At 32.9% G+C, this 665-nt stretch carries 1 protein-coding gene; it reads right to left on the bottom strand.

The window, feature by feature from the left end; translation table 11 throughout:
• Positions 1-155 precede the first annotated feature (155 nt).
• Complete coding sequence (locus tag FXW07_RS06885) at positions 156-368, bottom strand: helix-turn-helix transcriptional regulator (protein ID WP_048106925.1); 213 nt, start codon at positions 366-368, stop codon at positions 156-158.
• Between the last annotated feature and the right edge of the window lie 297 nt (positions 369-665).

The raw sequence follows: 665 nt of genomic DNA, 5'->3' as shown, positions 1-665 counted from the left end.
AATTAACGGAGTAAAATAATTCTTTGGCATTCCTGCCAAAGAAATCATTTCTCAAGGATTATTACAGTTTATTTGAGCAGTTAGCAGAGAAAAGTGAAGTTTTAAGGACGGAAAAAATGAGAAATCACTAAATTATGAAACTGAGTCCTTGACTGTTAATTTTTATCATTTTTTTCCTCCTCATAAATGAAGATTTCTTCAATTGTAGTGTTGAAATATCTGGCAAGTTTAAAGGCTAAAATGATAGACGGGTTATATCTTCCGTTTTCTAGAGAACCTATTGTTTGCCTCGAAACCTCCAGTGCTTCAGCGAGTTCTTCCTGCTTGATTCCTTTTTGTTTTCGTAATATTTCCAGCCTATTTTTCAAACTGGGATCTCCTTTGATGGAAAGTCAGCTTTCCATTTATGGAAAGTAAGCTTTCCATATCCTTAATTGTATCGCTCTCAAGCATGTAATGCGTATTTTCCATAACCTGGTAACAATATAAAAATATCAAATAATAAAAAATGCCAAATTTGTATCCTCTTCAAATTGTATGGGCGAAAGCAGTAATGTATTTTCGACCACATAAAAACTATAATAGTAGTTCCATTTTCCCTTATCATATTTTGGAGTAGAAAAATGGAACTTGAAGCTTTAAAACAATTGCTTGCTTCACTGGAC

Origin of the sequence: Methanosarcina sp. DH1, assembly GCF_020804205.1 — an archaeon.
Lineage (GTDB): Archaea > Halobacteriota > Methanosarcinia > Methanosarcinales > Methanosarcinaceae > Methanosarcina > Methanosarcina vacuolata.
Note: the sequence above shows the minus strand (reverse complement) of the source record. Positions and strands in the feature narration are given on the sequence as shown.